Below are 20,094 nucleotides of genomic sequence, written 5' to 3' on the forward strand. Positions count from 1 at the left end.
GCTCACGCTGGCCACAGAGAACCACATGAAAGAACTCGAACAGCGGCCGGAGGTCGTGCGGGCCTACTTTCAGGACCCAAAGGTCAAGTACGCGGCTTGATGGATAAATGCCGCCGGGTCAATAGGCCGACCGCCACCGCCGAATTGCGCTGCGGCTCACGGAACGCAGGACGACAGTTGCCCGAATTGGCCGTAACGGCCCATCACAAGCCATGAGGGCGGGCTTAGCACCGGCGCAACGCTCGGCGAAACCGCATCAGCAGCAGGCATCGCAGCGCGGTTGTGCGGTTCGCGAGTGCCGCCGAGGCGCGCGCAGGGCGTCGCGGCACCCGGCCCGGTGGCGTTCCACCGGCGCCAGAACCATCGCGTGGGTCAGCGGATGAGCTGACCGGCCCCACTCGATTGGTATTGCAACTGGCCTGTTCGTCGGCGGCGCGGCCGCGCTGCGCCTCGGGCGTCGCTGAACGCAAAACCGTACGCTCGCGTACGCCGATGCCGCACTGCACCAAGACGCCTGCGGTTGGGCCATCGGTTACCATGCCGCGGCTCGGTCGCGCGCGCGCCAGCCCTCGTTCTGACAGGCGAAGCGGCGCAGCAGACCACATCGAATACCACTCGAATACCAAACGCGCTTAGAACGCCGACCCCGGAGGGCAGCCATGAACGAACTGCAGGACCTTCTCGACACCGATCTCGATCCCGTCGAAACCCAGGAATGGGTGGAAGCCCTCTCGGCGGTGATCGCCGCTGATGGCGGTGACCGCGCGCACTACCTGCTGGAGCGCATGGTCGAGCTGACTCGCCGCGCCGGTGCCTTCCTGCCGTTCCAGCCGACCACCGAGTACGTCAACACCATCCCGCCGCACATGGAGCCAAAGAGCCCGGGCGATGCCGCGCTGGAGTGGCGGATCCGCTCGATCGTGCGCTGGAACGCGCTGGCCACCGTGGTGCGCGCCAACCGCAAGCCGGGCGAGCTCGGCGGCCATATCGCCAGCTTCGCCTCTGCGGCGACTTTGTATGACGTCGGCTTCAACCACTTCTGGCGCGCGCCCAGTGCGGACCATCCGGGCGATCTGATCGGCGTGCAGGGCCATTCCTCACCGGGCGTGTACGCGCGTGCCTTTCTGGAGGGCCGCATCAGCGAGAGCCAGCTCGACAACTTCCGCATGGAAGTCGACGGCAAGGGCGTCAGCTCCTACCCGCATCCCTGGCTGATGCCGGACTTCTGGCAGCTGCCGACCGTATCGATGGGCCTGGGTCCGATCAGTGCGATCTACCAGGCGCGGTTCTGGAAGTATCTGGAAGGCCGCGGCCTGATGCCGAAGTCCGACCGCAAGGTGTGGTGCTTCCTCGGCGACGGCGAAACCGACGAGCCCGAGAGCCTCGGCGCGATCGCGCTGGCCGGCCGCGAGGGCCTCGACAACCTGATCTTCGTGATCAACTGCAATCTGCAGCGCCTGGACGGCCCGGTGCGCGGCAACGGCAAGATCATCCAGGAGCTGGAAGGCAGCTTCCGCGGCGCCGCCTGGAACGTGATCAAGCTGGTCTGGGGCAGCTATTGGGATCCACTCCTGGCGCGCGACACCAGCGGCAAACTGCGTCAGCTGATGATGGAAACCGTCGACGGCGAGTACCAGAACTGCAAGGCCTTCGGCGGCAAGTACACCCGCGACAACTTCTTCGGCAAGCACCCCGAAACCGCAGCGATGGTGGCCAACCTGTCGGACGAGGACATCTGGCGCCTGAACCGCGGCGGCCACGATCCGCACAAGGTCTATGCCGCCTACGATGCCGCGGTCAAAACCAAGGGCATGCCGACGGTCATTCTGGCCAAGACGGTCAAGGGCTACGGCATGGGCAAGGCGGGTGAATCGCTGAACCCGACCCACCAGACCAAGAAGCTCGACGACGAGGCGATCCGCGCCTTCCGCGACCGCTTCAACATCCCCGTGGCCGACGACAAACTGCCTGAAGTGCCGTTCTATCACCCGGGCGAGAACTCGCCGGAAGTGCAGTACCTGAAGGCCCGCCGCGCGGCACTCGGCGGCCCGCTGCCGCAGCGCCGCCAGAAGGCCAGCGAATCGCTCAAGGCGCCCGAGCTGAGCGTGTTCGAGCGCCTGCTGAAGGCCAGCGGCGAACGCGAGATCAGCACCACCATGGCGTTTGTGCAGGCGCTGAACATCATTCTGCGCGACAAGCAGATCGGCCCGCGCTGCGTACCGATCGTCGCCGACGAAGCCCGCACCTTCGGCATGGAAGGCCTGTTCCGGCAGATCGGCATCTACGCGCCGCACGGCCAGAAGTACAAGCCGGTCGACGCCGACCAGCTGATGTACTACCGCGAGGACACCGCGGGCCAGGTGCTGGAAGAAGGCATCACCGAAGCCGGCGCGTTCTCCAGCTGGATGGCCGCGGCGACCAGCTACAGCACCAATGACCTGCAGATGCTGCCGTTCTACATCTACTACTCGATGTTCGGCTTCCAGCGCATCGGCGACTCGGCCTGGCAGGCTGCCGACATGCGCTCGCGCGGCTTCCTGCTCGGCGCCACCGCGGGCCGCACCACGTTGAACGGTGAAGGACTGCAGCACGAAGATGGCCATAGCCATCTGCTGGCCGGCGCGATCCCGAACTGCCGCCCGTATGACCCGACCTTCGGCTTCGAAGTGGCGGTGATCCTGCAGCACGGCATGCGCCGGATGATGGAAGAGCAGGTCGACGAGTACTACTACCTGACGCTGATGAACGAGAACTACCCGCACCCGGAAATGCCCGCAGGGGCGGAGGACGGGATCATCCGCGGCATGTATCTGTTGCGGGAATCGGGTAACGGGAATGGGGAATCGTCGAAAGCCAAGAGCAAGAGCAAGCGGCCGCATGTGCAGCTGCTCGGCTCGGGCACGATTCTGCGCGAGGTGATCGCTGCGGCCGAGCTGCTGGAGAAGGAGTTCGGGGTCACTGCCGACATCTGGAGCTGCCCCAGCTTCACCGAGCTGCGTCGCGACGGCTTCGATGCCGAGCGCCACAACCGTCTGCATCCGGAAAGCACGCCACTCAAGCCCTACGTCACCCAGCTGCTGGAGGGCCGCGCCGGCCCGGCGATCGCCGCCACCGACTACGTGCGCGGCTTCGCCGATCAGATCCGCGCCTTCGTTCCGATGCGTTACACCGTGCTCGGCACCGACGGCTTCGGCCGCTCCGACACCCGCGCCAACCTGCGCCGCTTCTTCGAAGTCGACCGCTTCCACATCGCCCATGCGGCGATCTGCGCATTGGCCGACGAAGGCGTGATGAATGCCAAGGACGTGGCGCGCGCGCTGAAGGAGTTCGGCATCAATCCGGACAAGCCGAACCCGACCCAGGTCTGAGCCGCGGCGATCGCCGCCAGCAGTCAACGTGAAACAGAAAGGGGCGCCGCAGGGCGCCCCTTTCTGTTTTGCCATCCGCATGATCTCGCTACGGCAGTTCGAAACCGTCAGCAAAGATCGCTGCGCCTTGGCCCGTCAGCGACTCCATGCGCAGCTCAGCGGTGCTGCCCACGGTCAGCGCGTGGTTGTGCGAACGCACCACCCCGCCCAGTTCCAGCCGGGTGATCGTCTCGACGCCGAGGGTTGCGGCGGCGGTGTGGCGAAGGCGCAGGCTGAGCGCCGCCGGGTTGCCGCTGCTGTTCGCCCACAGCAGGCGTGGGCTGGCGTCATCCGGGCTGGTCACGGCGTTGGCTGCCACCTCGAGCTCGCCTGCGCGCACGCGCAGCGGCACCCGCACAGAATCGTTTACGCCGGGAACGTTGAGCGGACCGCTGTCGACCACGGCGCCGGGCGCGACGCCTTCGAAGCGCAATGTCGGTGGCAGCGCTGGCAGCAGATCAAGCTGCGGCACGGCGTTCTCGGTCAGCACCCAGCGGCTGGAGAACTGGCCGTCACGTTCGGTGATGCCGGTGCCGAAGGCGAGCAGTCGCGCGCTGTCGGGCAGATAGGCCAGCGCCGACAGGCTGTGGTCGCGGGCGCTGGAGGAGAAGCGCGGGATGAACGCGCCGCTGAAGCCGAGTCCCTGCGGAAACACTGCGACCAGGGCGCCCGTCGCGCTGGTATCGGTGTAGCTGCCGACCGCCACGACGCCGCTGTTGGGCAGCAACTGCACATCACCGATCTGATGGACGTTGGCGAGGTCATCGGAGGCCGTGGTCATCAGCGCGCCGCTCGCATCGAACTGCCAGAGATAGACCTGGTTGCTGTTGCCGGCGGTGCTGAAACCGCCGACCACAATCACGCCCTCGGGCGAGACATCAGCCGCGTTTCCGCTGGTTCTCTGTCCGAGATTGCTGCCGCGCAGGTGCGCGTAGAGGCGCGGCTCGCCGTCGTTGAAGCTGGGGTCGCGGTTGCCGTTCTCGAGCAGCCGCACCATCAGGACTTCGCCGCGGCTCAGTGTCGAATTGTTGGCCGAGCCGACCAGCTGGATGCGGCCATCGGCCAGGAGATTGATGGAATAGAAGGCAGGGTCTGAGAGATAGGTCTGGAGCTGGTTGGGACTGAGCATGCCGGGCTGAATGAGATAGCCCTCGCTCGCGAAATCGGTATCGAGGCTGCCGTTGGCATTGAGCCGCAGCGCGACGGCCAGGCGCTCGCTGCTGCCGCTCCCGACCGGCTGGCTGCCCGCCATCAGAATCCGGCCGTCGGCCTGCAGCGCCAGCGCATGCACTTCGTCGTAGCCCTGGCTGGGGTTGAAGCTGAAGGGGGTGAAGCCCACGGCCGGACTGCCCGCGGCAGTCAGCTTGATCAAGTGCGTGGAAGCATCACCGGGCGCGTTCGGGTTGACCAGGGTGTAGGCCAACAGCAATCCACCATCCGGCAGGGCCAGCAGACTGCGCGCGGAGACGTAGATGCTGGCGCTGTGTTCCAGGTTGAAGTCGAAGCTCGGATCCAGCGTGCCATCGACGTTGTAGCGCCGCAGCATCAGCGTGACCGGGCTGGACAGACCACGCGGATAGCCGATTCCGGCCACCGTGAGGCGACCATCAGGGTGCGCGGCCAGGGCGCGGCCCACGGCGTTGTTGGCTACGCCGAGCGGGCTCAGATACTGCACGCCGCTGGCATCGAACTGGGCGCGCGCAGAGTTCGCGCATACGCCGGCAAGCAGCAGCATGAGCAGCAGGCAGCGCGCAGCAAGGGCAGACATCGGAATGGGCATGGCGAGCTCAGCTGGGGGACATGGGCGGAGATACGGGGCCATCACCGGCGCCCCGACATCCCTGCCGCCATCGCCATCCGCGGCAGGGACCGTCGCCCAATCTCCCGCGAGCCACCGCTCGGCGCGGCACCCTCTTGCTTGCCTGACCGGACGACACGAGCCTGCGCGGGTGCGACAGGTTGTCGCATCGACCGTTCACGGACGCGCGCTTAGCATCTGGGGGCTGAGTCCACCGGATACCCCCATGCTGAAGCACCTCGCCCTCTGTACCCTCCTGCTCGCCACACTTCTGCCCGCGCCCTCTGTGACGGCCGCGGAGGCCACCGAGCTGCATCTCAGCGACGCATGGGCGCGGCCCATGCCACCCGGCGCCCGCGTCGGTGGCGGTTACATCGCGATTCACAACGCCGGCGAGCGCACGCGCCGCCTGCTCGGCGCTTCCAGCCCGCGCGCCTCAAGCATCGAGATCCACACCATGGTCGAGGTCGATGGCGTGATGCGCATGCGTCGCCTGACGGACGGCATCGAGATCGCCGCAGGGGCGCAGATCGCGTTGAAGCCGGGCGCCGAGCATCTGATGTTCTTCAATCCGGATCCGGCGTTCTCCGAGGGCGAGCGGATTGCTGTGATCCTGAACTTCGACGGTGACGAATCAATCGAGCTGCAGTTCGAGGTGGCTGATCGCAGCGGGCGGGCAGCCGCGGCGCACGCTCACTGAGCACAGGTGCGCTGAAGATAAGCGCAGGCGTCCAGCGCCAACTTGAGGCCGTCCCATCGGCGCTGTGGAACTCGGTCAGGCCTGCTGGCCGTGACCCTCGCGCGCAGCCGATCTGCTGACGCAACTCTGCGCGAGCGGTCGCACCGCCCCGCGGCGCTGATCGCCGCCTGGGGCGGTGATGCTTGATCGCCGACCGCCCCGGATTGCGAGTTGGACTGAGAATCCCCGTGCAGGATGCTCGCTCACGTGTCAGCTCCAATGAACCTCCGTCACGGCCGGCGCCTCGTGCTGCCCGCCTTCGCCAGCGCCGCGATCGGCGCCGGCGTCACCGCCTGGCTACTCGGCATTTTCTCCACCGCGCCGCAGTCGATGCCGCTGCTCGCCCCGCGGGCGGGCCTCGCAGGCGATGTGCGTGTACGCGAAGGCGAACTTGACGAGCGCGGCGCGCCGATCCTGCTGTTCGATCCGCTCGCCTCGGCTGCTGCGAGCCGGATGCAGGCGCTGATGCAACAACTCGATCGGGTGAGGGCGGAACTCGCTCTGCTGCCGAGCCTGCACGGTGATCGCATCGGGCTGCTGCAGTCGCGCCTGGCGCAGGCTCGACGAATGGGCACGACGCCCATCGATGCGCCGGCTGCGGATCTCGCCGAGCTGGAGACCGAGCTGGCCGAGCTGCGCGGCCATGCGCGGTCAACAGCTGCAGAGCGGGCAGACCATCGCCGACTTGCACGTGAAAGGCCCCGCCGCGCCTGCCGCGCTGCGCTGAGCCGCCCTCAAGGCTGCCGCGAAAACTCGGGTGAGCACATTGAGTCCAGTCGTCGAGCCGCTCGACGTTCGAACTTGCGCGGGAGCGATACGTGCCGGACCCTGCCTGTGATCTGCACAAACCACTTTTGCTTCGAGTGCTGAGCGCCACATCCTTATGCCCGATCCAATGTGGATGGGCCAAGGATTCGCACGGATTGAAGATGGCAGTCGCCGCTGCACACGGTGCATGGCGGGCGGCGCCGCGATCACCCGGTACCGCGCGGCGACAACAGGCGGCGTTCGCAGATCAGCATCGGCGCGCCGCTGCCGAACGTCGATCTCGCGGACTGAACCCGCGCGATGCGGTAGGCCCGCGAAGCACCACACGCGGTCCGCGCCTCGGTTCGATCCCGTGCGCCGGTCGCGCATCGCAGGCGTTTCGGTCGGCCCGATCCCCGCGATCGGGCCGACCGTGGCCGTGCCGTGGGCTCGGAGCCTTCGAGTACACTCCGCGCCGATGATCCGACCCTCGGCGATGGCAGTCCTTCTGTGCATGGCGATCGCGCTTCCGGCGACCGCGATCGCCGCCTCGCCCTCCGACTGCGCGCGCGCCACGTTCGCCGCCGCCGCGCCCGCGCGCTGCGAGGATTTCGCCGGTTTGGATTCCGCCGCCCTGCTTGCGCGCGCCGATGCGCTGCGCGGCGACGACGATCTGTCTGGCGCCGGGCGCGCGCTGGCCTGCGCCGCACCGCGCGTACTGGCGCTGGACGATCCGCGCGCGCATTACGAACTGGTGCGCCGCGCCGGCATTCTGGAATACGGCCGCGATCGGCCCAACGAGGCGCTGGCCGCGTTCGAATGCGCACTGCATCTGGCCGATGCCCTGGGCGACCGTGACGCGGCCGCGAAGCAGTGGAAGAACATCGGCAGCAGCCTGCGCCGGATCGGCGATTACGCCGGCGCCATGCGCGCGCTCTCGCGCAGTCTGCGGATGCAGCGCGAGCGCGCCGACCCCGCGGTCGGACCGGTGCTCAACAACATCGCGGACGTCTATCGCGACATGGAGCAGGACGAGGACGCCGAGCGCTACTACCGCGACGCGCTGCGCGCGTTCCGCGCTTCCGGCGATACCGTCCAGGCCGCCCACGTCTACGACAGCCTCAGCGAGATCGCGTTCGAGCGCGGCGATGCGGCCACCGCGATCGCCCTGCTCGACGACGCCCTGCGCGCGCTGCGCGAGCAGGGCGAGGACCACGACACAGCGCCTCACAGCGGCATGCGCCGCTATCGGCTGATGCTGCTCGCGGGCCGCGCGCACGCGGCGATCGCCGGCAATGATCTCGCACAGGCGCAGGCGAGCGTGGAGGAAGGCCTCGCCCTGGCCGCGGCGCATGCGCTGCCGGTGCCGGTCGAACTGCAGCTGGAGGCGGCGCGGGTCGAGCGCCTCTCCGGCCGTCGCGAGGCCGCGCTCGCGCGTCTGCGCAGCGTGCTGGCGGACGGACCGGAAGCGCCGGGCAGCCGCGCGGCGCTGCTGCGCGAAACCGCGGGAACGCTCGAAGCCATGGGCCGCGGCGCCGAGGCGCTGGCGGCGCTGCGCGAGGCGCATGCGCGCGAGGTCGAGGATCTGCGTGCACAGCGCGATCGCGGGCTGGCGTGGTCGAACGCGCGCTTCAATCTCAACGAGTCGCGCCGGCGGATCGCCGAGGTCGAAGCCGAAAACCGCCGGCGCGCACTGATGCTGTGGCTGACCGTGGTCTCGGCCATCGCGGCGCTGTCGCTTGTGAGTCTTTACTTCCTGCGTCACCGGCAGCGCGCGCGTCTGGCCGAGGCCGCGCGGCGCGCGCGCTACGAGGAGGCGCTGGCGCACTATCGCCGCGAAGCCGACGCGCTCGCCGAAGACCGCCGCCTGCTGCAGGCGCTGCTCGACAGCCGCGGCGATGCGCTGGCTCTGCTGGATGCGGAAGGCCAGCTGCTGGCGGTCAATCGCGCCGCCTGCGCGCTGCTGGGCGAAGATCGCGAGGCGCTGTCGGGGCGGCCGCTGTCGGAGCGCTTGCCCGCCGGCGAGGCAGACGCCTTCGCCCGCGCGCTGGAACAGATGGAGGACGCGCAACGCCAGATCCTGCCGATGGCGCTGGGGCCGGATGGCGCCGTGGTTGGAGTCGAACTGCGGCCTTGGGAACACGGCGACGGCCTGATCGTGATCGCGCTGCATCCGGACGCGCGCGAGGCGGGGGCCGCGACGACCGGGGCCGAACCGGTCGCGCCCGCGCCGCAGGCGCCGCGCAGCGGCGACGACGACACCGCGCGCTTCCGGCGCGATCTCGTCGAACTGATGCTGGCGGTGATCGAGGCCTGGGAAAGCAGCACCGGCCTGCACCGGATCGAGCTGGCCGAACGCAGCCGCATCTGGAGCGTGGGCATCGACGACGGGCGCCTGCGTGCCCGCGCGATGGAGCGCTATCTCAGTCTGTCGAAACTGCCGCGCAACCCGCGCTGGCGCGATGTGCTGCGCTCAGCGTATTTCGTGCTCGGGCACTGTGAGAGGCTGGCGCCCGAGGCGCGCGAGGCGCTGCAGCGGCGGGTCGACGGCATCCTCGCGATGACCCGCCGGGATGCGCTGGCCTGAGGCGTCGAACGGATCGCCTTCAGGCTGGCAACCTCCTCCGTCTCACGGCTCCAGCAGCGGGCTGCCCGGCACGGCGCAGACAATGCAGGCTCCTTCGAGCCCATGGCTGTAGTCGTACAGCGAATGGTGCGCGCTGTCGTTGTAGCTGGCGGGTCCGGTGATGAAGATCATCGCGTTCGGATGCCCGCTGAGCGCGGAACACTGAGTGCGCGCGATGTAGGTCGCCATGTTCCAGCGGTCGACGATGCCGCAGCGGCCGTCCGAAAGCCGCGGCGCCAGGCCTTCCGCAATGAGGCCTTCCGAGCCGAGGAGTTCCGCGGTCTCGTCCGCGATGCTCTGCAGCTGGGTCGGGGCGAAGCTGAAGGTCGAGGCGATCACCGGCGTCTCGTCGGGCCCGGTGCACCAGTGGGCCGGCAGGGTGTCGTGGGAACGCGCGGTCGAGGGCAGGAGGACGCCGGCGAGCAGCGCGACGAGCAGGAGGGAAATCGAGCGCATAGACAGTTCCGGTTTGGCTTGGAGGAGCGGCAAGCTTAGGCATCGCCCCTGTTCCGGTCGATCAAAGCCGCGGGTACAAGCCGGGGAACATTCCCCACAAGCCACTGATTCTTAACGGTGTTCAATGGGAGCGCAGCCGCGGCCTCGCCGGCCCGGCTTGTCCCCGCCGCGGCCCGGTTCAACACTCCTGGTCGGTAGCCTCTCGTCGATAAGGTGTTGTCCGCCGCCCGGCCCTCGGCCCGGCGGTCACGACTGCGGCGGTTCCACCCCGTCCGCCGCGCCCGCCGTCATCGAACGAGGCTCCTCATGCAACCCAAGTACTGTCCTGCATCGCCCCTGTCCCTCTCGCTCTGTCTCGCGCTGTCCGCCCTGGCCGGTACCGCATCCGCCGGCGAACTCCGCACCGTTGGCACACCGGTGCCCGGGAACTACATCGTCGTCCTCAAGCCGAGCGCCGCACGCCTCGGCGGACAATCCGGTTCGCTGCCGACGACCGCCGCGGTGGCGCGCGAACTGGCCACCCGGCATCGCGCCACTCTGCTGTTCAGCTACGACCGCGCTCTGCGCGGCTTCTCCGTGCGCGCCGAAGAGGCCGCGCTCGCCCGCCTGCTCGCCGACCCGCGCGTGGCCTGGGTGCAGCAGGACAGCGTGGTGGAGGCCAGCACGCCGACCCCGGGCGTGGCCGCCAGCTGGGGTCAGGACCGCATCGACCAGCGCACGCTGCCGCTGGACAACCTGTACGGCCCGCCGTCCTATGGCGCCGGCGTGCATGCCTACGTGATCGATAGCGGCGTCCGCGGCGGCCACATCGAATTCGACGGTCGCATGGGCCAGGGTCACGCGGTGATCGTGGACGGCTACGGCACCGGCGATTGCATCGGCCACGGCACCCACGTCGCGGGCACGCTCGCCGGCAGCGCCGTCGGCGTCGCGCCGCAGGCGACCGTGCATCCGGTGCGGGTGTTCGGATGCGAGCCGTACACCGCCACGTCGACCATCATCGCCGGCATCGACTGGGTGATCGCGAATCGTGAACTGCCGGCGGTCGCCAATCTCAGTCTCGGCGGTCTGGCCAACGGGGCAATGGACACGGCGATCGCCAATCTCGTCGCTTCGGGCGTGACCACGGTGGTCGCCGCAGGCAACAGCTATGCCGATGCCTGCCTGTACTCGCCGGCCCGCGCACCGCAGGCGATCACGGTGGCCTCAAGCACCCCGGACGACGTGCGCTCCTGGTTCTCCAACCACGGCAGTTGCGTCGACCTGTACGCGCCGGGCAGCGGGATCACCTCCGCCTGGCATACCGGCGACACCGAGTACATGCCGCTCAACGGGACGTCGATGGCCGCCCCGCACGTCGCTGGCGTCGCCGCGCTGAAGCTCGAGCGCCGCCCGAACGCCACGCCCACCGAAGTCGCCGAAATGATCCGCGAGTCGGCGACGCCCGCGATCAACGACGCCGGCTTCACCAACCTGCCGCAGCCCCTGCTGTACGCAAACGGCGACGATCAGGTGCGACTGGTGCACCAGCAGAGCGACGCCAGCGGCAAGATCACCATCGGCCTGTTCCAGCGCAACGTCGACATCGCGCGCGGCCAGCATCTGGAGGTGGCGATCGAAGTGCCCGACGGCTGGGCCGTGATCGGCGGCGGCGCCGAAGGCGAACTCCTGCCGACCGGCCATCTGCTGACCGCGTCCTATCCGGAAGCCGGTTACGGTGCCTGGCGCATTTCGACCTCCGAACATCTGTCGCCGCACCCGGCGGAGATCCGCGGCTGGGCGATCGCGATGAAGATCGAAGGCTGGTCGCGCAGTTCGCTGATGCGGCAGTTGACCGTTGTGCCGGCCACCAGCGATACCGCATCGCAGCCCGACGCGGTTGCCTATCTCCCGGCGGGTTACACCCTGCTCGGCGGCGGCTTCCGGATCCAGACCGAAGGCGTCGGAAGCTTCGCTACGCTATCCGCACCGGTGCCCAATCCGCTGTCGGCCAACATCCGCAGCCTGCCGGGCTGGCAAGCGCGGGCGAAGGATCATCTGCAGTCGTCGCCGGCGACCGTGACCGCCTACGCCATCGGCATCCGCAGCACCATCAACGGCGTCGGCAATGTACACAGCACGATCGATCAGGCGACCGCGCCGGCAACCGCTCATCCGCAGGCCGCGGTGGATGTGCCGACCGGCTACGCCCGCAGCGGCTGCGGCGCGTTTTTGGATTGGAGCGGCGCAGGCAGCCTGCTGTGGCGGATCCAGCCGACGTTCGGCGAGCAGGGTGCCGGTTGCACGCTTTCGGCGAAGGATCATCTGACGCCGAGTCCGGCCGGCCTGCTCGGCTACGCCATCGGCGTGCGCGTGTTCTGATCGCGCACGGCGACCGCGATCCGTCGCGATGACGGGTCGCGGCGGACGCTCCAGGGTCAAGGGCGCTGCTCGACCCGAAGGCCTCGACTCTCAAAGAGTTTCGCGTCGCTCGTCAGGAAGATTCCCCGATGCTTCTCAACGCGCTCGTGTGCACCGCGCGAGCGCGGCTCGCGCGCTGTTTCGCTTGCACGGCCGCATTGGCGCAGCCGTTGCCCATTCAGGCGCAGGCGCAATGCATCACCGAGAACCTCGCCCGCTCGGGCATCGCCTCGGCCCGTTCCACGTTCTTGGGCTACAGCCCGGCGCGGACCCGCTACGGCGACCGCAACACCGGCTCATAGAGCCGGCAGCAATCGTCAATCAGTTGTCGACGCCGCCGACGGTGAGATTCTCGGTCTTGGACCGGAGGTCGGTTGGGTGGAGACAGTGGATGGCCGCAGCCTGAGTCGGGAAGCGTTGCACGAGCGGCCCCGCCAGGTTGTTCAGGCGTACAAGCGCGGCTTGAGCAAGGCTGAGACAAGTCGGCAGCTGGGTGTCAGCTACCCGGCGGTATGCACGACGACCTGGCGCTACGAGCGGCAAGGCGCTGGCACGCTTTCGCCCAAGCAACGCGGTCGGCAAGTGGGTACGCGATCGTCCGGGATCTGAAAACAGCGGAGCAAGCGACGGCTCGCTGCTGCGGATGGAGTCGCAACACTGCCTCTGCGGCGAGAGGCCGAGTTGTTCGCTGCAGGCGCCGTGTAAGACGGCCAGGCAGCCGTCGGCGTGCGCGCTGCAGATGACCAAGCGCCCCCGGCACAGGCCTCACACGCTCAGCGAAAACCGTAAACCAGCCCTACAAAGGCGCGTCGCTCGCTGCCGCGTTCAACCAGCGGGCTGTCGGTGATCTCGTCCGGAAGATCGTCGACGGACACCCGCGCAAACAGGCTCCAGCGGCCACCCAGCGGCGCGAGCGCGTTGATCGCGATCCGCGGCAGCACCGCCGAGCCAGCACGATAGGCGGCTCGGCTGGCCGTGGCCTCGCTGGGGCGCACGCCGAAGTAGTAGTCGACCAGGTCGGCGCTCTGCCAGCGCAGGCCGGCCTCGGGCTGGATACGGAACGGGCCGCGGCCGAAATCGCCGCGCCACATCAGATCGAGTTCCTGCCCGCCGCTGCGATCGAGCACATCGGCGAATGCTGCGAACTCGATCCGGCCCGGACCCAGCGCGCGACCGGCGCTGGCGCCGAGTTCGAGCGAGCGCTCGCGTTCCTGCATGCCGGCGAACACTGGTGAATCCTTGGCTTCGAAGCCATCGAGGCGCGCGCGGGCAATCAGCTCGATCTCGATTGCAGCGTCGGGGTCAAACTTCCAGCCGAGGTTCAGGCCGCGGAGGTACAGGCGCTCGCCCTCGTAGCCGAGGGACGGCACCACCAGACTGTCGCTATCGGCCTCGCGGTAGGGCGTATCGCGCACGATGCCCATCACGCCGGCGCTCCAGGTTGGCGGGCCAGGGCGTTCGTTCTGGGCGTGCGCATCTGCGGCGAGCGTGGCGAATATGACGTACGTGCCGATCCGTGCAGCACTACGAGAGAAGGACATGGTCGCCGCCGTGGAAGTCGAGTGGGCCGACAGGCTGCTCCGCGCGGCGGCAAGGAGGCGTCAAATCCGCTTTGAATGCTGCCTCCGGCGCCTTGATCCGCGCGAGCGCTGTCGCCCGCAGCGCTCAGTTCACTCGAGGCGCTCCCGCAGATGCAGGATATTGCCCTCGGGGTCGCAGACATTGCGCACGCGCAGGCCCGGGCCGGGCCAGATGGGGCCGAGCACGCGGCCGCCGCAGGCGACCGCCACGCGCTCGGCCTCGGCCAGGCTCGCGACGGTGAAGAACGGCTTGATCGCCTGCTCCTCGCGCGGCAGCGGCGGCGATTCGATAGAGATTTCCGCGGCGATGTGCGGCGGGATCGCGTGCAGGATCAGCTCGGCATCGGCCGAACGCAGCACGCGGTGTTGGGCATCCGCATGCACTTCTTGCGCCCCGAGTACGCGCTGATAGAAGGCCGACATCGAGTCGAACTGCTTGGCGTAGATCAGCACGCCGCTGCGTGCGGGAGTGGTCATCGGGTTCTCCTGGCTGGATGTGGGCGGCAACACGACTGCATGCGAGCTCTTGCTGCGGATTCCGGACGAAGGCGAGAGCGCTCCGAAAGCGGCCGGCGAGCGCGCGTTCGTCGAGGGCGCACTCGCCACCGGCGGCGGACACCTACTCCGCCGCTTCCGGCGCACTGAAGGCACCGCTGTAGATGCCGGATCGATCGAAGCAGCAGGCGCGACGTTTCCCCGTGGCCAGCATGTCGCAGGCGGTGGCGATGCGCTTTGCGCGGGTCTCGGCCTTCTTGCCCGAAGTCATCCACTGGATCCAGTCGCGCCGCGCCACCGCGCTGATGTCGTCCCAGGTCGTGCGCGCCGCCGGGTCCTCGGCCAGCGCTGCACGCCAGTCTGCCGGCAACTCGGGCTCCGGCTGCTGCGCCATCACACTCATCGACACCGCGACCGTGTCTCCGATCGACACCCCGGCCTGAGCCATCAGCTGCGGCTCGACCTTCATCCAGTGGCCGCCCGCGCCATCGGGCTCAAGGGTCACCTGAAACGGCTGCTCTGCGAGTGCGCCCTGCACCGCCACCTGGCTGCGCGTCGGCAGTCGCGCGCTCATGTCGCGAGGCAGAACAAAAAACGCCCAGGCTGCAGCGGGCGGCTGCGCGGGGCGCAGCAGGCGGGTTTCGAAATCAATCGCGACATCGGGCTGGAGCAGCTTCGCGGGCATCGTCAGGCCTCGTTGTTGGGGTCGTTCCGCTGCAGCAGTTCGAATAGACGACGGTTGATGTAGTAGTTGTTGCGCCCCACCCGGACCTTGTCGAGCACCTTGTCAGCCGCCAGGGCATCCAGATACTTGGTCGCGGTGATGCGTGAGACACCGAGCTCGCGCTGAACAAACTCGACCCGCGTGTACGGATGGTTGAACAGGTTGTTGATCAGATCCTGGCTGTAGAACTTGTGACCGCTGCGGACCTGCTGTTTGATCGTGAGCAGAAGTTCGCGGATGGCGACCACCGTATCGATGGTCTCGCGAGCGGTGTTGGCCACCGCGTCGAGCATGTACAGCACCCACTCTTCCCAGCAGTCCTCGTCGCGGACGGCCTGCAGCAGCCGGTAGTAATCCGGCTTGGTGCGGACGATGTGCCGGCTCAGGTAAAGCACGGGGATATCGAGCAATCCCTCCTTCACCAGATACAGCACGTTGAGGATGCGGCCGGTGCGACCGTTGCCATCGTAGAAGGGATGGATGCTCTCGAACTGGTGATGGACCAGGGCCATCTTCACCAGAGGGTCGGCCTGAAACGGCGGCTCATCGTGGATGAAGCGCTCCAGCTCGCCCATCAGGCGGGCCACCTCGCGGGCATCCTGCGGGGGTTCGTAGACCAGCCGACCGGCGTTGTCACGCAGCGCCGTGCCGGGCAGCTTGCGCAGCCCGGCGCGATTGCTCTCCAGTTGTTGCTGCACATCGAGGAGGGTGTTGAGTGTGAGCAGGCCGGTACTGCTGACGCGCTCGAAGCCCGCCTGCAATGCCTGGCGATAGCGCAGAACCTCCTTGATGGCGCTGCCGGAGGCCGTCGCCGGATCGTCCTCGCGGTAGAGGTCATCCTGTGTGGTGACGATGTTCTCGATCGCCGAACTGTCGCGGGCTTCCTGCAGGGTCAGCGTATTGATCAGGATGGCTTGATTCGGAATGCTCGCGGCCACGCCTTTGAGCTCGGCCAGACTGCGGCTGGCCGTGTTGAGTCGTTTGAGGATGGGGGCGGTGTCGAACCGGTCCGGGGAAAGCGTGTGCAACGCCTGCAGCGTCATGCCGGGGCCAATATGCATAGTAAAGCGAGGTTTAGTATGCACGTCTGCCGGACATGCTAAAACAAGCCCGGTTTCGTATGCAGATCAGCATCGGCGCTGGTGCGCCCTACCCCGTCGCCCGCTCCAGTGCCGCCAGAAACGCCATCGCCTCCGCCGCATCGCGTCCACACATCTCCGGCTCGGGCTTCAGGCCCGCACACACCGCTGGCCGTTCGGGCTGGCCGAAGATGCGGCAGCGGTTGAGTTCATCGAGCTGCACGCAGCGCACGCCGGCCGGCTTGCCGTTCGGCATGCCGGGGATGGGGCTGCTGATGCTGGGGGCGATGCAGCAGGCGCCGCAGCCGCTGCGGCAATGCATGCGGATCAGTCGGCGGTGTGCAGTTCGTTGTGGCGGGCACGCAGGGCGGCGTAAACCTCGGCCGTCTGCGGGCGCTCACCGTGCCAGCGCAGGAAACTCTCGGCGGCCTGTTCGATCAGCATGCCGAGACCATCGACCGCATGGTCGCAGCCGCCAGCGCGGGCCCAGGACAGAAACCCGATCGCGGCTTCGCCATAGCTAAGATCCACCGCCAGCGCACGCGGGGCGAGCAGGCCGAAGGGCAGGTCCAGACCACTTCCGAGGCGGCCGGCCGAGGTCGCATTGATGATCAACTCGAAGCTGCCCTGTTCGCCCAGATCATTCCAGTAGCGCGTCTTGACGCGCTCGGGCTCACCAAGGATGTCAGCCAGCTTGTCAGCGCGCTCCGGGCTGCGGTTGACGATCATCAGCTCGGCCACGCCGGCTTCGAGCAGGGCCGGCGCCACTCCGCGGGCGGCACCGCCGGCGCCGATCATCAGGCAGCGGCGGCCGCGCAGGTCGAGGCGCTCGCGCTCGGTGAGGTCGCGGATCAGGCCGGCGCCGTCGGTGTTGTCGCCGAGCCAGCCGTTCTCGCGGCGGATCAGGGTATTCACCGCACCAGCGTGGAAGGCGTACTCGCTGACTTCAGCGCACAGCGCGTAGGCGGCCTCCTTGTGCGGCAGGGTGACATTGGCGCCCATGCCGCCGGCCGAGGCGAACGCCGCCACCGCAGTAGCGAAATCGGCGCTGGAGGCCTCGATGGCGACGTAGTCCATGTCGATCCCGCACTGCCGTGCGAACTCGGCCTGGATATAGGGCGACAGCGAGTGGCTGATCGGCTGGCCGAACACGGCGAAATGCTGGGTCATGGCGGGTTCCTTGGGGCGGCTGCGCTGGGAGCGAATGGGTGGGCTGCGCGCTTGCGCACGCTGAAAGGACTCTAGCCGATCACCCCTGCCCGCGCAGCCAGCGCGCGGCATCCAGCGCGTAATACGACAAGATCGCATCCGCACCGGCGCGCTTGATCGACAACAGCGATTCCAGCACCACCGCGCGCTCGTCCAGCCAGCCGTTCTGCACCGCCGCCTTCAGCATCGCGTACTCGCCGCTGACCTGATACACCAGCGTCGGCGCGCCGAAGCGGTCCTTCACCCGCCGAACAATGTCGAGATACGGCAGGCCAGGCTTGACCATCACCATGTCGGCACCTTCGGCCAGATCGAGCTCGACCTCGCGCAGAGCTTCGTCGGAGTTGGCCGGGTCCATCTGGTAGGTGTACTTGTTGCCTTTACCGAGACTGCCCGCCGAACCCACGGCATCGCGGAACGGGCCGTAGAACGCGCTGGCGTACTTGGCCGAGTAGGCCAGGATGCGGGTATGCACGTGGCCGGCGGCTTCCAGCGCAGCGCGAATCTCGCCGATGCGGCCGTCCATCATGTCGGACGGTGCCACCACGTCCGCACCGGCCTCGGCATGCGACAGCGCCTGCTTGACCAGCGCCGTCACGGTTTCATCGTTGACCACATAGCCGGAGGCATCGATCAGGCCATCCTGGCCGTGCGTGGTGAAGGGGTCGAGGGCGACGTCGGTGATCACGCCCAATTGCGGGTGGCGCGCCTTGAGTGCACGCACGGCGCGCTGGGCCAGACCGTGCGGGTTCCAGGCTTCGGCGGCGTCCAGCGACTTGGCCTCGGCGGGCGTGACTGGAAACAAGGCCAGCGCCGGGATGCCGAGTTCGACCGCCTGGTCGGCCAGCGCCAGCAGCAGGTCGATCGACAGCCGCTCAACGCCGGGCATCGAGCCCACCGGCTGACGCACGCTGTCTCCCTCGCAGACAAACACCGGCAGGATCAGATCATCCGCGGTGAGTGCGTGTTCGCGCATCAGCCGGCGCGAGAAATCATCGCGACGCATGCGGCGTGGGCGGGTGTGCGGGTAGGCCATGGCGGGCTCCGGGGCTGTCAGGTGAGCAGCGAAGTCTGACTCATCGCGCCCGAACTCGTGAACGACGTCTGGGCAGCCTTGACCCTGATGCATCATCCAAGCGCATGTCCAGATCGGTGATGAGCTCTCCGGCGGCGGGCAGGTTGTACTCGAGCAGCTTCTCCATCAGGTCTGCGCCCAGCGCTCTGACTTCAACGCTCTCGCCCTCCTGCAAGCGCAGCACCACGTCGGTCAAGCGGGCGGCTGAGAACGGCCATGCAGTGGCGATATCGCTCAGCGTGTCACCCGCCTGCTCCACCAGTGCGATTGCGAGCCGGCCAACCAACTCGGGCTCCCAGCCCATACCTAGCAGGCGATCCAGGTGTTCGACCAGATGTTCCGCGGCGGGCTGCTTGAGGATCGCCGGGTGTGCGATCAGCGCTTCGAGGAGTTCTTTGGCGCAGGCGTCGGCGGGGAACTCGTCCTCGAAGCGCACGCGGAAGATCGCCGATAGCGCGGTCTCGATTCGGGCATCTTCGACGCAGAGAAGGTTCAACAAGTAGGTGTTGGCAAGCAATCGTGTGCTGGGCCACCGCCACAACGCCGCTGCTGTGTGTGCAAGCCCGATACGCTGGGATTGCCGATTCTCGTCAGCCTCTGGGGATGCTCGCAAAGCCGCGTCCACGTATTGCCGAGTGCGAGTGTCGCCAGGGCATCGAAGGTGCCGGAGTAGCGCAAGCTCGCCAGCCGACTGCGCTGCACGCGGTCGAGCCGAGCGCGCAAGCAGGGCGAACCATGTCAGCGCGTCGTCTTCTTTTGCCCATTCCAAGCACACTCGGAGCAGCCACGCGATCTCCCTCGAATGACAGATTTCAGGATGGCGCGTCAGCAGCTGCCCGATGAATTCCGATGCACGCTGTCGATCTGCTTCGCGGAGATACTGAAGCTCCGCAACCAAGGACGTCCAAACGTAGGGCTGCTCCACCCGTACGACATGTGCCTCAAACACCCCCAGCCAGCGCGACCATCTGGGTGGGTCACAAGGTCGAAAGCTCTTCGCCAGCGTAGACAGAACAATGAGGTTCAGCGTCTGAGATCCGGCGCGCCATCCACCGTCCCTCCAGAGTTGGCTGTCGAAATCGCTGTGCCCAGCCTCGTTCGGTAGCGGACTCCCGGAGCAGTCGTCCGCAAGCCAAGTTCTCAGGGTTTCGAGCAAAGGTTCCGGCACTGGAGCATCGAGGGCAACCACGCGCCCGAGCGCAGTCGCTACGTCCCGGCGCAAGCCTTCTCCGTCATAGCCGAGCTTGAGAAGTTCTTCGGCGAACACAAAAACTTCGCTTGCGGCCGCGCTGGTGGCCACCCCTTTGATCGCATAGCCCGCTGCGATCGCATGCTGGGCCGGAGGCAGATTGCGCACGAGGTCCATAGCGCGCTGAGGACGAAGCTCGGCGAACTTGCCGAACTCGGGACCAATCTGCTCTGCGCCGCCCAACATCGGGTGGTAGGGATGTGAGGATGCGGTTGAGTCCGGCAGCTCCTTCAACGCGGTCAGCAAGTCGCCGTCTGATGCGTCGACCATCTGTGCAGCGCTGATCGGACTCACAATTTCTTCGAGCGTTCGGATGCGCGGTGCCGGCTCGAGGTCGGGAAACTCTGCGTCCTCGTGAGCAATCAGCCTCGCGAGCTCTGCGCTCCGGAACGCGTCAACCCCTTTGAGACAGCCTGTTCACCAGATAGCTGTCATTCGTTCTCCTGAGTGGCGGATTCGCTCATGCTTGCGATCTCGTTGCTTCCGAGTTCACTGGGCAGGGTCACGATG

At 67.6% G+C, this 20,094-nt stretch carries 16 protein-coding genes; 5 read left to right on the plus strand and 11 right to left on the minus strand.

The annotated features are described in order from the left end of the window. Positions 1–659 precede the first annotated feature (659 nt). Positions 660–3,368: a pyruvate dehydrogenase (acetyl-transferring), homodimeric type gene (gene aceE / locus ACIQ7H_RS19130; protein WP_395794520.1), complete on the plus strand. Its 2,709-nt coding sequence runs from the start codon at positions 660–662 to the stop codon at positions 3,366–3,368. Between the two features lie 88 nt (positions 3,369–3,456). Here aceE and ACIQ7H_RS19135 read toward each other — a convergent pair whose 3' ends face one another. Beyond that, the gene (locus ACIQ7H_RS19135; RefSeq protein ID WP_395794522.1) at positions 3,457–5,187 is read right to left on the minus strand and encodes a hypothetical protein; all 1,731 of its coding nucleotides are present in this window, start codon (positions 5,185–5,187) and stop codon (positions 3,457–3,459) included. Positions 5,188–5,431: 244 nt separating this feature from the next. Here ACIQ7H_RS19135 and ACIQ7H_RS19140 point away from each other — a divergent pair, with 244 nt between their 5' ends. After that, positions 5,432–5,905: a copper chaperone PCu(A)C gene (locus ACIQ7H_RS19140; protein ID WP_395794524.1), complete on the plus strand. Its 474-nt coding sequence runs from the start codon at positions 5,432–5,434 to the stop codon at positions 5,903–5,905. A gap of 336 nt (positions 5,906–6,241) precedes the next feature. On the opposite strand, the gene ACIQ7H_RS19145 is transcribed toward ACIQ7H_RS19140, so the two are convergent. After that, positions 6,242–6,589, minus strand: coding sequence for a hypothetical protein (locus ACIQ7H_RS19145; RefSeq protein ID WP_395794526.1), 348 nt, complete (start codon positions 6,587–6,589; stop codon positions 6,242–6,244). Positions 6,590–7,187: 598 nt separating this feature from the next. Between ACIQ7H_RS19145 and ACIQ7H_RS19150 the strand changes: the two genes are divergently transcribed. Next, positions 7,188–9,278 carry a tetratricopeptide repeat protein gene (locus tag ACIQ7H_RS19150; protein ID WP_395794528.1) on the plus strand — a complete coding sequence of 697 codons (2,091 nt, stop codon included), beginning with the start codon at positions 7,188–7,190 and terminating at the stop codon, positions 9,276–9,278. A 42-nt stretch (positions 9,279–9,320) separates the two neighbouring features. Here the strand turns inward: ACIQ7H_RS19150 and ACIQ7H_RS19155 are convergent, their stop codons facing one another. Then, positions 9,321–9,773 carry a hypothetical protein gene (locus ACIQ7H_RS19155; protein ID WP_395794530.1) on the minus strand — a complete coding sequence of 151 codons (453 nt, stop codon included), beginning with the start codon at positions 9,771–9,773 and terminating at the stop codon, positions 9,321–9,323. A gap of 306 nt (positions 9,774–10,079) precedes the next feature. Between ACIQ7H_RS19155 and ACIQ7H_RS19160 the strand changes: the two genes are divergently transcribed. Together ACIQ7H_RS19160 and ACIQ7H_RS19165 are read left to right on the plus strand one after the other, a co-directional pair. Continuing rightward, positions 10,080–12,134, plus strand: a complete 2,055-nt coding sequence (locus tag ACIQ7H_RS19160; protein ID WP_395794532.1) for a S8 family peptidase — start codon at positions 10,080–10,082, stop codon at positions 12,132–12,134. A 128-nt stretch (positions 12,135–12,262) separates the two neighbouring features. Beyond that, positions 12,263–12,475: a hypothetical protein gene (locus tag ACIQ7H_RS19165; protein WP_395794534.1), complete on the plus strand. Its 213-nt coding sequence runs from the start codon at positions 12,263–12,265 to the stop codon at positions 12,473–12,475. Between the two features lie 471 nt (positions 12,476–12,946). Here ACIQ7H_RS19165 and ACIQ7H_RS19170 read toward each other — a convergent pair whose 3' ends face one another. The 8 genes from ACIQ7H_RS19170 to ACIQ7H_RS19205 all read right to left on the minus strand — a co-directional run bounded on the left by ACIQ7H_RS19170 (position 12,947) and on the right by ACIQ7H_RS19205 (position 19,818). Further along, complete coding sequence (locus tag ACIQ7H_RS19170; RefSeq protein WP_395794536.1) at positions 12,947–13,714, minus strand: MipA/OmpV family protein; 768 nt, start codon at positions 13,712–13,714, stop codon at positions 12,947–12,949. A gap of 129 nt (positions 13,715–13,843) precedes the next feature. After that, the gene (locus tag ACIQ7H_RS19175; RefSeq protein WP_395794538.1) at positions 13,844–14,230 is read right to left on the minus strand and encodes a VOC family protein; all 387 of its coding nucleotides are present in this window, start codon (positions 14,228–14,230) and stop codon (positions 13,844–13,846) included. A 142-nt stretch (positions 14,231–14,372) separates the two neighbouring features. Continuing rightward, a complete protein-coding gene (locus ACIQ7H_RS19180; RefSeq protein ID WP_395794540.1) occupies positions 14,373–14,933 on the minus strand; it encodes a YdeI/OmpD-associated family protein in 561 nt (186 codons plus the stop codon). A gap of 2 nt (positions 14,934–14,935) precedes the next feature. After that, on the minus strand, positions 14,936–16,033 hold the full coding sequence (locus tag ACIQ7H_RS19185) for a Fic family protein (protein WP_395794542.1): 1,098 nt from the start codon (positions 16,031–16,033) through the stop codon (positions 14,936–14,938). An 88-nt stretch (positions 16,034–16,121) separates the two neighbouring features. Further along, positions 16,122–16,373 carry a YkgJ family cysteine cluster protein gene (locus ACIQ7H_RS19190; RefSeq protein ID WP_395794544.1) on the minus strand — a complete coding sequence of 84 codons (252 nt, stop codon included), beginning with the start codon at positions 16,371–16,373 and terminating at the stop codon, positions 16,122–16,124. A gap of 5 nt (positions 16,374–16,378) precedes the next feature. Continuing rightward, positions 16,379–17,221 (minus strand): shikimate dehydrogenase, encoded by an 843-nt coding sequence (aroE, locus tag ACIQ7H_RS19195; protein ID WP_395794546.1) that lies wholly within the window; start codon positions 17,219–17,221, stop codon positions 16,379–16,381. A 79-nt stretch (positions 17,222–17,300) separates the two neighbouring features. Further along, positions 17,301–18,296, minus strand: coding sequence for a porphobilinogen synthase (hemB, locus tag ACIQ7H_RS19200; RefSeq protein ID WP_395794548.1), 996 nt, complete (start codon positions 18,294–18,296; stop codon positions 17,301–17,303). A 40-nt stretch (positions 18,297–18,336) separates the two neighbouring features. Beyond that, entirely contained in the window at positions 18,337–19,818 is a 1,482-nt protein-coding gene (locus ACIQ7H_RS19205) for a hypothetical protein (RefSeq protein ID WP_395794550.1), read from the minus strand. Positions 19,819–20,094 lie beyond the last annotated feature (276 nt).

It is taken from the genome of Aquimonas sp., from assembly GCF_044377145.1.
GTDB lineage: Bacteria > Pseudomonadota > Gammaproteobacteria > Xanthomonadales > Xanthomonadaceae > Aquimonas.